This window comes from Clostridium sp. CM042 (genome assembly GCF_055080995.1).
The window spans coordinates 2,271,182-2,285,866 of record NZ_CM143646.1; the positions used below are offsets into that span (position 1 = coordinate 2,271,182).

Here is a 14,685-nt window from a genome sequence, read left to right on the forward strand (position 1 = left end):
TTATAGATATCTTTTCTACTAATAATTATACTCTTAGTTGCCATATGTCCAATTTTTACTAAAAAATGATATCGCCACTATACTCATTATAAACTACTTTATATACAATTTCAAAGAAGATGAATTAACTACTTCAGAAGGAGATTTATACTACCACTTATAGAAGTGAGAGACTTTCCTTCTGAAATGTCGTTAAAAACGTAACAGTGGAGGTGTTTTTTACTATTATAAATGATATACTACATGATATAATAATATATCGTTATGTACTATAATATTAAATAAGTTTAGAGGTAATTAAATGAATTATATAATATTTGACTTAGAATTTAATCAAGGCTACAATTACACAAAAGATACTAAAAACATAACAAATCCTAAATGTCCTTTTGAAATAATTCAGATTGGCGCCGTAAAGCTTAATGGTAATTTTGAGACTATTGGAGCTCTAGATGTATTAGTAAAACCGGAAATATATACTATAATCAATCCCTTTGTAAAAGAACTTACTGGAATAACAATGGATGAATTAGATAGAGGCAAACCTTTTAAAGAAATGTACAAAGAGTTTTTAGAATTTATAAACGCTGACTCAAGCATATTGTGTGTATGGGGAGTAGCAGATATAAAAGAATTATTTCGAAATATAGAATATCATGAATTAGATACTTTGATTGTACCCACAGAATACATCGACATTCAATCCTACGCTTCTAAAGAGCTTAATTGCCAAAAAGGAATTAATATTGGGCTAGGTAACGCAGCGAAACTTCTTGACGTGCCTATTGAAAGTACGTTCCATAATGCTTTTAATGATGCTTACTACACCGCAGAAGTTTTCAAAAAAATTTATAACAAAGGAATTAAAGCTAAGGTATATGATCCACATAAACATACAAAGTTAACCAGACCTAGCACTGAAAATTACAAACTTGATTATAATAATTTAATAAAGCAATTCGAAAAAATGTTTAAGAGAGAAATGACAGGTGACGAAAAATCTATAATAAACCTAGCTTATATTATGGGAAAAACAAATCAATTTCAAGTTGTTTCTAACCCAATAGCCAAAAAATAAAAGCGGTATAGAATTATCTTCTATACTGCTTTTACAATGCTTATTAAATCATCTCCTGCGGAGCTGGATTAAACTTCTGTTTCTTCAGTTGGTTTAGCAAATTCTAAATCAACTTTTTTATTTTCTAAATTAGCTTTTCTATTATCTAATGTATTAAGATTTATAGGATGAGTAACCATATCTTCAGTTGTAGCCATTATAAATCTATTTAGATAAATTTTTCCTTCAGGAGTGTTTGCTACAGCATAAGGTTCTGTATCTTTCTTAAAGAGAACCCATGTATAACTATTATTAACCACTCTGCTTAAATCCTCTTTATCGATTATAGTCCTAGATTTTTCTTTACCGTATCTATCTCTTAATATTATAGCAACAGTTTCTTCATCTAATTCTTCATAATCATTAATTGAATTTTGATTATATACTTCTAAGTTGCATTTTCTATTATCTAGAGTATCTCCATTGATATGTCTTACAGGTGCTTTTGGATGAACATCTAATATGAATGACTGCAAACTCTGTTTTCTTCTATATTTCTTTTCTTCGATATAATAACTACCTAGGTTTTGTGCTAAGAAATTATTAAAATCTTTATTCCATTCTGCAAACCAACGACCTTTTTCTAATACCCTTTGTAAATCTTCAGTATCTATTTTACAATCAACGGTTGTTTTATCTTTTTTAACTATTTTTAAAAATGTAATTTCTTCTAGCGTCTGGTATTTGTTTGATTTAATTTCTACTTTAGTAGTTTCTTTTTTATTTTCATTTTCGTTTTTTATGATAGGACACCTCTTTCTTCTATTTAGGCATCTTCAAAAAAATAACCAGTCAGCACGCTAGTCTATTTTTTTCATATGCCTTGTAAGGGATTTAAAATTATATATAACTTTAATATTTCCCTAATTTTCTAATAACAACTCAATTTTCTCTAAAACACACACTTTTATTTTACTGCATTATTCTAATTATATCATATTTATTAGAGTAGTGGCTCTTAATTTTACGATAAACTTAAAATTTATTTTTAAAAAAACCATGTATGTCGACTGTATCCTAAAAGGGCTCTGAAATCCCAGATCCCTTTTAGGATTTTAATAAACTTTTAAATTCATTACTTTCAAAACTATATATAACCTATAATGGTAATCTTTTGTATCTACCAGTTCCAGGTATAGGAACCTCCCCTTGTAGGAACAGTATAAGATTGACTGTTGCCGCTTTCCCATGTTACATTTTTGCTACCATCTTTCATTATTGCTTTAAATTGGTAGGTACGACCTTCACCAAGATATGTAGTTCCTGTGTACCTTCCATTACTATTAGTAAGTGGTAAAGGATATACTCCTGTAGTCCAATTAGATAGTTCCCATTCACTTCCACATAAGTATACATTTTGACCACTGCCTGGATTAACGTTATTCACTGTAAAGGTTACAGGAACTGGCTTCATAACTAAAGCATCTGCAAAAGGGGCCATTTCAGAAGTAGCTGTTCCATCGGTGTTAACAACATTTGCAAATCTCAAAAGTGTAAAGCCAGAGAAATTATAATTAAATAACATTTCAGCAGCATTTTGATACGCTTGATTATTATTAGAAATAGCTAGTGCATTCTCTCCAAAGTGTCTTATACCTTTTGATGTAGCCAAATTGGCAATATTTATAACGAGACTTTTAGGAGCTGAATAGAATGGACTAGTATATGCGTTTGAATCATCCATCTCAAGACATGTAAATGTTAAATCTACATTTGATGTCTTAAACTGGTCAAGTAAAGTACTGTAATTATAATAACCTGCACCGTACTCTGCAGCATGTGGCATAGTAGGACTATTCATTAACCAGTGTATACCTGCTATTTTCGCTCCTATTCTAACACCCAAAACTGAATCAAAATCGTTATGTGCTATACCCGTTATATTCGACAAGTGTTTTGCAAGTACACTTTGATACCAAGTTAAAAAGTCTTTACCATAAGTTGACTTATAACCCTCTATAAAGAAATTATCACCATCTGTTGGAGGCATAATTTGTGTAAAGCTTGTTAGGCTTGCATTCCATGCACTATTAACTGCAGAAATAGTGCCGTATTTAGTTTTCATCGTATTTTGAAAATCTGTTTTAGCTGTTGTACTGTAGCATTGTAGAGATCCACGACCTGGATATGACCAACCTAATGATGGATTGTAAGAAGGAAATCTTAATTCACCTGATGGACCACCAGAAAGGTAAACTTTAGCTATAATATCTTTATAACTGCTAAAGTTTTCAGCAAAAGACGCATAAAGTTCATTATACTGTTTATCTGTACCAGACCACCATGGACTAAGAGATTCCTTATCATAATTTCCTTTTTCATCCTTAAACTGCATATTATCAGCAGTATCTTTATTCCATAACCATGAAGGTAATGGTATATTTACTGTGTTCCCTACAGAACCACCGCATTGGTGAGTGGACATAATAGGCACCCACTTTAATCCTGCAGCACGAACAGTATCTGCATAAGTCTTATAGTAACTCCAGTCAAACTGGTTGTCACCCGCACTTTCAACATCTCCCCACCACACATCTGTGGTAAGGGCATAGACTCCGTTGTTCTTAATGGTTATTAATTGATTTTTGAACGCATTCCAATCTGTTATTTTTTCCAATGGAGCCATTACAAAGGACTTGTAGTCAGACTGTATAGTTGATGCAGACGTTTTAAATGAAAAAGATAGCATTAAATTAAGAGCTAGTACTAAAGATAAAGCAAAGCTGCCATATCTTTTTAATGATTTATTAACATATCTCATAAATTTTCCCCCTTCAATTTTTTGATAGTGTTAACACTATCTTTGTTTTATTTATATAAATCCTTGCAATATCAAGGGTTTAAGCTACTTTATTAGATTAGAAAATGCCATGTTAAAACTTTATTAATCTAGCTATCAAATATTTAAAAGCACCTTTTGCACTCGTTTTCATGATAAAAAAACAAGCGACAATAGGTATATATTCCCTATAATCGAATAATTTTTTATATCTCATAATATGTATATTATTACATTTTTTAACTTAAATCTGATTATATATGAAAATACAACAATCTTCAAGATGTAATCGAAAATATATTTTCTACAAACTGTAACTTTTAGGTTATGCTCTAATACGAAAGTTTGGCTTAAATAAAAGCTTAATTATACGACAAGGAATATTAGGATAATAATTATTATATAGTAAATGGCATCACTTATTTGGATGGTAATTTTGGTATGGATTATTTCATATATAAACTATTATGATACTAGGAAAGTGAACTCTGGAACATACTGTTTTAAAAAATCTATCAAATAGAAATTTTAAACAAAACTCCTACTATAAATATTTTCTCTTCCTTTTGGTTAAACTTCTTAGTAGATACACTAAGGAGGAGATATAATGCCAAAAATCAACTGTAGCGTTTCAAATTGTTCCCATAATGATAAGAAAACATGTTATGCTAATATAATAAATGTTGGTGGAAAAAGTGCTAAAAAAGATTCTGATACTTGTTGTGCTTCTTTTTTAGATAGTATTGCCTATAGTTCTCTTACAAATATCATTAATTCCAATAGTAATGGATGCGACGTAATTGCTTGTAATGTATGTACTTGCACCTATAACTCTAATCAGCTCTGTAATGCTAAATCTATAGACGTTAGTGGCGAAAATGTTAATCTCTATTCAGAAACCGATTGTTTGACTTTTAAAACCACATAATTGAGTAGTTTTCATAAAAAACAAAGGGTACCTTAACATTTCTACTAAGGTACCCTTTTAACGACATTTCAGAAGGAGTATAAATCTCCTTCTGAAGTCGTTAATACAGCACCTCAGGTGATGATTTAACTATTCCTTAATTCTATTACCTCTTTATCTGTGAGGTGACGCCACATGCCAATATCTGTCTCATCAATTTTTATATTAATAATTCGAATTCGTTCTAATCTTACAACTGTATATCCAAAAGTTTTGCTCATTCTACGAATTTGTTTATTTAGTCCTTGTGTTAAAATAATACGAAAAGTATCATCGCTAACTTCGATAACTTTGCAAGGTCTTGTTTTAACCCCACAAATTTGAACACCCTCAGACATTGCTTTGAGAAAAGATTCATCAAAATGCTTATTCACAGTTACTATATATTCTTTCTCATGTTCATTTTCAGATTCTAAAATATTATTTGCCAAATCGCCATCATTAGTCATAAGTATTAATCCTTGGGATGCCTTATCTAATCTACCAACTGGAAATATGTATTCTGGATAGTTCATGAAATTAATTATATTGCTTTCTACTGTTTTTTCTGCAGTACATGTAATTCCCACGGGTTTATTTAGCGCAATATAAATCTTCTCTCTCATCGAAATATTCTCATTATCAAGAAGAATATTATCCTCTTTTTCTACCCACTGCCCGGTGGTGCAAAGCTTCCCATTTACCATTATCCTTTTTTCATCTATAAGTCTATTAACATCAGTTCTTGAGCAAATACCATAATTGCTAAGAAGTTTATTTATTCTCATAATAAATCTTTATCCTTTCACTAGTCATCTAAAATGATTTAATCTCTTTGTATCATTATACCAAATATAACTCATGAGCAAATTGCTCATGAGTTATTTATTGTTAATTATTTTGTTTTCCCATTTTTACAATTTGTTATCTGCATCTCTTTCATTTATTATCCTCCTTGTTGTATACCCTATCTCCATTAATTCCGAGATTTTTGAATTTTATATGCATTAAACTTTCAATTTATTCATTATTATATAGTTTTGTTTAATTAATCTGTCATTTTTTCAAAAAACTGATGTAAAAATTAAATCATCAATAAAATGCACAAAGTCCTCCATTATAAAGATAATTATCTTTATAATGGAGGACTTTATTTTGTGACCTAATATTATATTTCTATAAATTCTTTGTATATGTCCAACCTATCTCCTAGTTTATTTTGTTTAAGCCATCTGTAGGCAACAATTAAAATTATACTCCCTACAATAAAAGCTGTACCATGAATTAATATAGTATACTTTCCGCTTATTAATTGGAAGGCTCCTGAAATTGAGATTGCTACAGAATTATTTATAAAGTGTGCAAATATACTTAAATAAATTGAACCTGTATTTAGATATATAGATCCAACAATTAATCCTAGCAAAAATGCATTTATGCCCTGAGGAATATTCATATGCATCAATGCGAAAAATAAGGCTGATACTATAAGTGCTACCGTTGGATTTATTTTATTAGCCATACCTCTTAGCAAGATTCCTCTAAAAATAATTTCCTCATATATAGGTGCTATAACAGCAACGCTAAGTATCATTATAATAGGTGACATCGCCAGTTCCTCAAATGCTTGATTTATAAAATCAGGCATGGGTATCTTACTCGCCCAGAAAATTAAACTATTATCATATATTATACGAAAGCCTATAATGATTAAAGCAACATAAATAAAATTCTTTCTATTCAAACTTTTTTTATGCGATTTTTCACAGGAACCTATACTATACCACTTTAATAAAAGAATAATAGTAAAATATTTAACTAATACTCCTGTAACAAAGTTCAAATATGGGGCTATCTTTGTAAAATGTTTAAAAAATAAATTTAAAATTTCTATGGGTATTTGACCTAATATCTCCAATAAAATTGCTGTAAGCATTACAAGAAAAGCTTTAATTATAGTCATTTGTTTAACAGTTATCGCTTGATTTTCTATATTTTTTAAAAATTTCATACATCACACTCTCTAACTTATTATATTTTTAACATATTTTCAGTTTATACCATTCTAAGTATACTATATATACTGTCGTTAAATTACACATATTATAATCTTTCCCTAATTTGTTCATACTTTGAGTCTCTGTCTATTATAGGAACCGCTATCCACAGAGGGGTTATTACCAATATCTTCTGACAAAAATTTGTTATATTAATAAGGAGTTCATTATTTACTCCGAGTACTATAAACACGCTCCCTAAAAACAAAACTAATATAATAAATTCTGCTATAAATGCAAGAATAACTGTAGCTACAATCTTTGATAAAATTATTTTACTTCTTGGAACTCCAAAAACACAACATTTCTAAGCGTTTCATTTTTGTTTTCATCCGCTGTAATAATATCTATAAATCCCACTAATATCAATACAATACGTGGAGCTCCAACATTTTCTGGGTATGCAACGATTCATACAAAAAAACATAGTCTGAGTAAAATAATATTTATTTTTACAATTTTTAACACAAATCGTTTCCATACCCATGTAACATAGATTCTTGAGTAGTCCATTTACAGCTCATAGTTAATCATCATCACTTATTTTACTTTTTTATAAATATCTTTTAAAATGTCCTTTGAGATTCCAGTATCTGAAAGTGCATCAGCTAAATTTTCAAATTTTTTTTGATTAATTTCTTTTTCATTTGGCTATGTTTAATAATATTGTTGAAAAACATGACAATTTTTAAGGAAAGCCGTTTGGTTTCCCTTAATTAACATTTTATAAATAATTTTTGGCGAACTTAATGTAACTCTTGTGTGAGTCAGTACAAAGGGTTGAATTATCTTCAATCCTGCCTGTAAAAAGTCTTTCTAAATCTGTATGCTTCATTCTACCTTTACAGATTAGTTCAGTTACAATGTTTCCTACCCTATCAATTGCACAAGCTATGGCTATTTATATTTGAAACATTTCATATATTCTTTTTATAACCCCAGTGAAACATATTCTGATAGTATCATTAGGATATACCTCATTATGACAGTCTTTATGTTAAAGTTTTGTATATTATTAAACTATATAGGTTGTATCTAATGGTATAATATAGCTAAATAATTAGATTATAATAGTAGGATATTATGTAATTAAAAATTCTGATAAAACAAAACTTACAAAAGGAGATGGTGCTATATGTATTTAGTAAGTTCATGTTTAGCAGGGGTTAATTGTAGATATAATGGAACCAATATAGAGAATAAAGTTATAGCTGATTTAGTGAAGAAAGGAAATGCTATTGCTGTATGTCCAGAACTCTTAGCTGGACTACATACTCCAAGACCAAGTTGTGAAATTATCATAGATGAAATGGGTAATAAAAAAGTAATTAGTAAGGATAAACAAGATTTTACTAAAGAATTTGTTGAAGGAGCAGAAAAGACTTTGAGAATTGCGAAAGTCATAGGTATAAAAAAAGCAATACTACTCTCTAAAAGCCCTTCATGCGGTTGTGGATTTATATACAATGGGGCATTTTCAGGTGGACTAATAAAAGGATATGGTTTCACTGCAGAACTATTACTTAAAAATGGTATTGAGGTATATACAGAAAATGATTTAGATAAATTATAATAGTCATTTTATTCATATGGCTGTTCCCCAACTACTGATGCCCGTACTATTAGGAAATTGTTAAATATGAGTTTTAAAATGGTAACAATAATATCCTTAACTGTTTTAAAAATGAACCCTCTTAGGGATTTCAAATAAAATAACAAGTCAAAGTTTCTGAGGCTATTTTGTATAAATTATTATATCCCCTACTCCCCCATATCTATTTTTCATTAACATACTTTAAACATTTCCACCTTATTATTATGCTAAGCTTTCCTTCCACTAGTTCCACTGAAATTTCATGCCCCATTTGTTCAACTAATTGTTTTGTTATAGCAAGTCCAATCCCTGTACTTTTCCCCGTTCTTGCTCTATCTGCTGTAAAAAAGCGCTCAAATAAATGTTTTGCATCTTCATCATTTAAATTTGGTGCGGCATTTTGAAATATTGTAACAATGCAATCATTACTGCGTTTTAAAGAAATAGCTACATATCCTTTACCATATTTAATGATGTTTTGTATTAAATTTGAAAACACTCTCTTTACTGCAACTTCATCTCCTATAATAAAATAAGGTTTTTCTTCTATATCAATTTTAGGTTCCACTTCGCAATTTAAGAAATCATTATAAGATGAAGCCACGCATTCACACACTATATTGTTTAAGTTTAAGGATTTCATATCAAATTTATATTCATTACCTTCTAGTCTTGATAAATCATAAAAACTAGTTATTAAGGTTTCTAATGATTTTGTTCTGTTTTTTACTATATCTATATATTTCTTATTTTCATCTTCAGATAAACTATTATTATCAATTAATTGCATATACCCCCTTATTGAAGTTAATGGAGTCCTTAAATCATGAGATATATTCGCAATAGCTTTTCTAAGCTCTAAATCCATCTTTTTATATTTAGCTTCTGACTTTTGTTTTTCTTCTAGATTTTTGTTTATTCCCAAAGCTAACCCACTTAATTGCTTATTAGAACAAGATAATAGTATTTTCGAATTAGTCTTAGTTTTATTAATTTTGTTTAATTGATTATTTATACTTTTAATTTCACTATACAATAAAACATATAGGGTAACAGATATGACTACCGCAGCTAGTAATAAAATTATTATTATTCTTTGCATAAATATCACCCCTTCCTCTAATATCTAAAATATATTATCCGTATGCTACTCTAATTTATTTAACGACATTTCAGAAGGAAAGTCCCCTTCTTCTATAGGTAGGAGTTACTTGCCCTAATAAATAGGAAACTTCAGTGGGAATATAAATCTACTTCTAAAGTCGATAATACAGCTTCTGTGAAGCTGTTGCAGCTCCGCAGGAGATCATTTAACTTCCTTTTTTTCAAAATACACTATAGTTATAATTGTAAATACTACTGTATAAATAACTCCCATTAAAACTGAAGATATTATAATTTCACTTGATAATGATCCCGTTGAAATTTCATTTATTTTTTTTGTAATAAGAATATTTTCCAGGTATTTAAACTTATCAGAAACAAAGAATGAAAGCACCATAATAATCTTGTCTGTAAATATAAATATTCCAGAATAGACAAATGCAAAAATAGTATTATTTTTAATAATAACAGCTAAGAAAGTACATATTGCTATAGCTGCTATCCATAGAGGCGTGGCTACTAATGATTTTTGACAAAACCTTATTATAGTAGCAATTAGTTCATTATTTACTCCAAATACTACAAATGCGCTCCCAAAATACAAAACTAATATAATAATTTCTGCTATAAATGCAAGGATAACTGTAGTTATAAGCTTTGATAAAATTATTTTACTTCTTGTAACTCCAAAAACCACAACATTTCTAAGCGTTTCATTTTTGTTTTCCTCCGATGTAATCATATCTACAAGTCCAACTACTAGAAATATTGGAATAATAAAGGTTGACATAATGAACTTATCAAACATACTATTAATACTATCAGTGGGAATATGACAATGTACATTTAAAATCATAACATTAGCCAATATAGCTAAAATACCTATAGAAGCTGTATAAGCCCAAAAATATACTCTATTAAAACTTCTATAAAGTTCAGCTTTTATATAATTAATCATGCTTATTACCCCCAATTAAATTTACAAAATACTCTTCTAAATTCACACCACTGTTATTAATTGAAAATAGCTTAATTCCATTATTAATAAGCGCCTCTGACACTCTCTCTGGAGTATCTATATGCTGATATAATCTAATTTCATTTCTATTTAACACTTCATATTCCATAGCTCCTAGCTTATTTTCTATTATAACGGTGGCTTTTGAGGTATCATCTACTTTAATTAATAGGTACCGTCTACATTTTTCTTCTAGATTCTTTGCAGCTATTTGCTCTACAAACTCGCCCTTATTAATAAATCCATAGGTATTTGCAAGTTGAGATAGCTCACTTAATATATGGCTAGATATAATTATTGTCGTATTTCTTTCTCTATTAAATCTTAATAAGAGTTCTCTTAATTCTATTATTCCAGTAGGGTCAAGACCGTTGGTAGGCTCATCTAAGATTAGTAAGTCAGGACTTGTCATTATAGCTAGTGCAAGTCCTAATCGTTGTTTCATGCCAAGTGAAAAGTTTTTGAATTTTTTCTTGCCCGCATCCTCAAGATCTACCATTTTAATTACCTCATCCACACATTCTTTTTCTACAACACCCCTCTGTATTCTATAGTATTCTAGATTTTTCTTTGCTGATAAATATTTAAAAAAACTTGGTGTTTCAATCATGCATCCTATCTTTGACCTTGAATTATTTAAACCAGCTTTTGATGTTTCATTAAAAAGTTCTATTTCTCCACTTGTTGGTATAGATAATCCAGATATCATCCTAAGAATTGTTGTTTTTCCTGCACCGTTCTTACCTACAAGTCCGTAAATATCCCCTTGTTTTAATTCTAAATCAACATTATTTACGGCAAAGTCCTTACCATACTTTTTAGTTAATTTTTTTGTTTTTAAAATTATATCCCCCATTAAATTCCCTCCCCTTATCTTATATATTTATAATAGTACTTAAAGTATAAGAAACTTTAAGGAAATCATTAAGAAAGTATTAAGATTTCTAGCTCATCTTATAACCAATTCCCCATACTGTATGAATATACTCACTATCTGGATCAATTTTTGCTATTTTCGAGCGAATATTGCTTACATGAACATTTACAGTATTATCATCACCCAAAAACTCATCATTCCATACAGTCTCAAATATATTTGCTTTAGTAAACACCTTGTTTGGGTAAGACATTAACATTTCTAATATGTGAAACTCTCTTGGTGTAATGTTAATATTTTCGCCTTTAACTAGTGCCTCTACTGCTTCACTATTTAAAATTAAATCTTTATACTTTAAAATATTTTCGCTTTGACTTTTATTAGAAAATATCATATATCTTCTGAGTTGTGATTCAACCCTTGCTAGAATTTCATTTACATCAAAAGGCTTGGACACAAAGTCATCTGCACCTAGTCTTAGTACTTCTATTTTTGTATCCTGTGCTGTCTTCGCAGATAAAACTATTATTGGCATAGTTTTAATTTTTCTTATGAGTGATATAAGTTCCTCTCCAGATATTCCTGGTATCATTAAATCTAATAAGATAATGTGAAAATCATACTGATTTATACACATTCTTGCTTCTGATCCTGAATATGCAGTTTTTACATGGTATCCATGTTTGCTCAATATTTCACATAACAAATTATTTATATCTATATCATCTTCCACCACTAATACACTTATATTATCATTCATCACACTCACCCTTTATTAATTAATTTCATACATCATCTTATATATGGAATTTTATCCATATTTGTATAGTTTAGATTTACACAATTTTAGTATACTTTTATTTGATTAATTTGTAAAATTATTAAAGTGTTTCCTTTATTATATCTATTATAGGAATCGGAATCTTGATAATTAGCAAACATAAATTGTTCGCTACGTTATCAATTTTAGTAATGGCTTCTCATATTTTTATCATGGTTATGGTATACTATCGTTTTAAGGTGGTGATAATAATGGACATAATAAAGGGTCTGATTCTTATTGTTGATGATGAAAGTAGAATTAGACGAATGCTTAAGGACTTTCTCGTTAGTCATAAATATGAGATACTTGAAGCAAGCAATGGAAAAGAAGCGATGGAAATGTTTTATTCTAATAACAGTAAGATAGATTTAATTTTATTAGACGTAATGATGCCAATGAAAAATGGATTTGATGTACTTTCTGAAATTCGTGAAGACTCGATTACTCCAATTATTATGCTTACTGCTAAGGGGGAGGAATATGATCAATTGGCTGGATTTAAATTTGGTGCAGATGATTATATATCTAAACCTTTTTCGCCATCATTACTTCTTGCACGACTTGAAGCTGTATTAAAAAGAACTGGTAAGAGAAAGGCCGAAAATGTTGTTATAGGCAATATATCAGTTGATAAGTTAAAAAAAGAAGTAGTTTGTGCCAATGAAAAATTAGACCTTACACCCAAAGAATACGATTTACTTTTATACTTTATTGAAAATAATGAACTAGTGTTAGCCAGAGAACAAATTTTAGATGCTGTTTGGAATTATGATTATGTAGGCGATACAAGAACAGTTGATACACACATAAAGCAATTAAGAGCAAAACTTGTATTCAATTGTCAATATATCAAAACCGTCCATGGCGTTGGTTATCGCTTTGAGGTGAAAAATGAACAAAACAATTAAAACTAAAGTTACTATATTTGTTGGGCTAATTATTTTTTCAATTGTAATATTACAAGTAATATTCAACATATTTTTAGCAAATCCATATTTCAAGGCACAAAAAAGCAATGTAATTGTACAACTATTTAGTCAAATCAAGCAAAATTACAGTGATGATGAGCCAAAGTTATATAAAATTATTAACCACCGCGAAGAAACTGACAATTTACAAATTACTATTTTAGATGAATTATCTAATGATATTTATAGTAGTTATGGAAAAAGTCATCCATTTCCAGCAAATGCACCTTTTCGCTTTAAAAATGAAAATGGTAGAGTAATATTTTCTGAGAATCCAAGCGCTGTATTGCAGGTGAACTATAGAACAAATGAAAAAAGCTTAATGCTTCACGGAATAATAAATTCAGAAAATGGAAAACGATTCATTGTAATTGAAACACCCATTTCTGGAGTTGAACAGAGCGCAAAAATTCTAGCCAAATTTAGTGTGTTTATTTCTATTTTTGCATTATTGTTTGGTGGATTTGCAGCATATATATTTGCTTCAAAATTCAGTAAACCTATTAAACAAATTGATGAAGTGGCACGAAATGTTGCTGTTTTGAATTTTACGAAAAAAGCAGATGAAAATTTACCTGATGATGAAATAGGGAGGTTAGCCAAAAACATTAATATCATGTCGGATACACTTTCACAAATGATTTCAAAGCTTACAAGTGCAAATCAAGTCCTGCAAAAGGGTATTGATTATCAAAAACAAATAGAAAAAATGAGAAGAGAATTTATTGCCAATGTATCCCATGAATTAAAAACTCCACTTTCATTATTGTTGGGATATTCCGAAATGTTAAAAAATGATGTAGAGGGTATCGATAAAAGCTTTTATTATGATGTAATTATTGATGAAAGCCAAAAAATGGATCAGCTTGTTAAGAGCTTGCTTGATATTTCAAGTATTGAAAATAATTTGGTTAAACTAAAAAAAGAAAATATTAAATTGGGAGAAGTTGCCTCACTGCTTACTGCAAAAAACTATGTATTGTTTGCAAAAAAGGGTATTATCTATAATACGCATTTTGAAAATGATTGTTGCGTTAGTGGTGATAAAATACACTTAGAGCAAGTGATGAAAAATTATATGATAAATGCAATTTCACACACAAAACCAAATAATATGGTTAAGATATCTGTTAAGAAACAACAAGAAAATGTAGTGTTTTCAATATATAACAAGGGCGAAAATATTCCTATGGAGAATATCGACAAGATATGGGACAGCTTTTATAGGACGGATCAAGCACGAACAAGAAATGACGAAAACAATGTTGGACTAGGACTTTACATTGTTAAAACAATTATTAACGCTCACGAAGGCAATTATGGTGTGATAAATCATGACGGTGGCGTTGAATTTTGGTTTTCTTTGAAAAGCACAAATTAGTAATTTAATCTGCTTAACGCT

The 14,685-nt window shown here is 29.4% G+C and carries 13 protein-coding genes and 1 pseudogene; 5 read left to right on the forward strand and 9 right to left on the reverse strand.

The window, feature by feature from the left end:
• Positions 1 to 301 precede the first annotated feature (301 nt).
• Positions 302 to 1,078 (forward strand): 3'-5' exonuclease, encoded by a 777-nt coding sequence (locus ACWJJ7_RS10765; RefSeq protein WP_462962138.1) that lies wholly within the window; start codon positions 302 to 304, stop codon positions 1,076 to 1,078.
• 68 nt (positions 1,079 to 1,146) lie between these two features.
• On the opposite strand, the gene ACWJJ7_RS10770 is transcribed toward ACWJJ7_RS10765, so the two are convergent.
• Together ACWJJ7_RS10770 and ACWJJ7_RS10775 are read right to left on the reverse strand one after the other, a co-directional pair.
• The gene (locus ACWJJ7_RS10770; protein ID WP_462962139.1) at positions 1,147 to 1,593 is read right to left on the reverse strand and encodes a hypothetical protein; all 447 of its coding nucleotides are present in this window, start codon (positions 1,591 to 1,593) and stop codon (positions 1,147 to 1,149) included.
• Positions 1,594 to 2,237: 644 nt separating this feature from the next.
• Positions 2,238 to 3,878 carry a family 14 glycosylhydrolase gene (locus ACWJJ7_RS10775; protein WP_462962140.1) on the reverse strand — a complete coding sequence of 547 codons (1,641 nt, stop codon included), beginning with the start codon at positions 3,876 to 3,878 and terminating at the stop codon, positions 2,238 to 2,240.
• 625 nt (positions 3,879 to 4,503) lie between these two features.
• On the opposite strand from ACWJJ7_RS10775, the gene ACWJJ7_RS10780 reads away from it, so the two are divergent.
• A complete protein-coding gene (locus ACWJJ7_RS10780) occupies positions 4,504 to 4,824 on the forward strand; it encodes a DUF1540 domain-containing protein (protein WP_462962141.1) in 321 nt (106 codons plus the stop codon).
• A gap of 125 nt (positions 4,825 to 4,949) precedes the next feature.
• On the opposite strand, the gene ACWJJ7_RS10785 is transcribed toward ACWJJ7_RS10780, so the two are convergent.
• The 3 genes and pseudogenes from ACWJJ7_RS10785 to ACWJJ7_RS10795 all read right to left on the reverse strand — a co-directional run.
• Positions 4,950 to 5,630 carry a pseudouridine synthase gene (locus ACWJJ7_RS10785; RefSeq protein WP_165412925.1) on the reverse strand — a complete coding sequence of 227 codons (681 nt, stop codon included), beginning with the start codon at positions 5,628 to 5,630 and terminating at the stop codon, positions 4,950 to 4,952.
• Positions 5,631 to 6,010: 380 nt separating this feature from the next.
• Positions 6,011 to 6,853: a lysostaphin resistance A-like protein gene (locus tag ACWJJ7_RS10790; protein ID WP_462962142.1), complete on the reverse strand. Its 843-nt coding sequence runs from the start codon at positions 6,851 to 6,853 to the stop codon at positions 6,011 to 6,013.
• A gap of 779 nt (positions 6,854 to 7,632) precedes the next feature.
• Positions 7,633 to 7,800: pseudogene (locus tag ACWJJ7_RS10795) on the reverse strand (IS1595 family transposase); the annotation flags it as partial.
• A 234-nt stretch (positions 7,801 to 8,034) separates the two neighbouring features.
• On the opposite strand from ACWJJ7_RS10795, the gene ACWJJ7_RS10800 reads away from it, so the two are divergent.
• Complete coding sequence (locus ACWJJ7_RS10800) at positions 8,035 to 8,472, forward strand: 2-thiouracil desulfurase family protein (protein ID WP_462962143.1); 438 nt, start codon at positions 8,035 to 8,037, stop codon at positions 8,470 to 8,472.
• Positions 8,473 to 8,674: 202 nt separating this feature from the next.
• Here the strand turns inward: ACWJJ7_RS10800 and ACWJJ7_RS10805 are convergent, their stop codons facing one another.
• From ACWJJ7_RS10805 to ACWJJ7_RS10820, 4 genes are all read right to left on the reverse strand, one after another.
• The gene (locus ACWJJ7_RS10805) at positions 8,675 to 9,595 is read right to left on the reverse strand and encodes a sensor histidine kinase (RefSeq protein ID WP_462962144.1); all 921 of its coding nucleotides are present in this window, start codon (positions 9,593 to 9,595) and stop codon (positions 8,675 to 8,677) included.
• A gap of 204 nt (positions 9,596 to 9,799) precedes the next feature.
• On the reverse strand, positions 9,800 to 10,555 hold the full coding sequence (locus ACWJJ7_RS10810) for an ABC transporter permease (RefSeq protein ID WP_462962145.1): 756 nt from the start codon (positions 10,553 to 10,555) through the stop codon (positions 9,800 to 9,802).
• A complete protein-coding gene (locus tag ACWJJ7_RS10815; protein WP_462960224.1) occupies positions 10,548 to 11,471 on the reverse strand; it encodes an ABC transporter ATP-binding protein in 924 nt (307 codons plus the stop codon). The genes ACWJJ7_RS10810 and ACWJJ7_RS10815 overlap by 8 nt, the downstream gene beginning before the upstream one ends.
• 88 nt (positions 11,472 to 11,559) lie before the next feature.
• Positions 11,560 to 12,252: a response regulator transcription factor gene (locus ACWJJ7_RS10820; protein ID WP_462962146.1), complete on the reverse strand. Its 693-nt coding sequence runs from the start codon at positions 12,250 to 12,252 to the stop codon at positions 11,560 to 11,562.
• A 272-nt stretch (positions 12,253 to 12,524) separates the two neighbouring features.
• Here ACWJJ7_RS10820 and ACWJJ7_RS10825 point away from each other — a divergent pair, with 272 nt between their 5' ends.
• Positions 12,525 to 13,223, forward strand: coding sequence for a response regulator transcription factor (locus tag ACWJJ7_RS10825; protein ID WP_462960222.1), 699 nt, complete (start codon positions 12,525 to 12,527; stop codon positions 13,221 to 13,223).
• Positions 13,207 to 14,664, forward strand: a complete 1,458-nt coding sequence (locus tag ACWJJ7_RS10830; RefSeq protein ID WP_462962147.1) for a HAMP domain-containing sensor histidine kinase — start codon at positions 13,207 to 13,209, stop codon at positions 14,662 to 14,664. Before ACWJJ7_RS10825 ends, ACWJJ7_RS10830 begins: the two co-directional genes overlap by 17 nt.
• Positions 14,665 to 14,685: the final 21 nt, after the last annotated feature.